A 340-nucleotide genomic window follows, 5' to 3' on the forward strand; every position below is an offset into this window, starting at 1 on the left:
ACGCTTGTGCTTGTTGATGCACTATCTGATGTACTTACTGAGTTTGATCCAGAAACGCTTGTGCTTGTTGATGCACTATCTGATGTACTTACTGAGTTTGAGTCAGATACGCTTGTGCTTGTTGATGCACTATCTGATGTGCTTACTGACGTTGAATCACTTGCGCTTACTGATGTTGAGTCGCTTGCGCTTACTGAGTTTGAGTCGCTTGCGCTTACTGACGTTGAATCACTTGCGCTTACTGATGTTGAATCAGATGCACTTGTTGACGCTGAGTCAGACGCGCTTACTGAGTTTGAGTCGCTTGCGCTTACTGACGCTGAGTCAGATGCGCTTGTTG

Annotated in this window: 1 protein-coding gene; it reads left to right on the forward strand. The window is 45.9% G+C overall.

What is annotated here, in order from left to right; genetic code table 11:
- Positions 1-340, forward strand: a 340-nt coding sequence (locus ACJQQZ_RS12560; protein WP_408023175.1) for a hypothetical protein, incomplete at both ends; no start/stop codon positions are given.

The organism is Staphylococcus sp. KUGN1, from assembly GCF_045984185.1.
In the GTDB taxonomy this organism is placed as follows: domain Bacteria; phylum Bacillota; class Bacilli; order Staphylococcales; family Staphylococcaceae; genus Staphylococcus; species Staphylococcus warneri_A.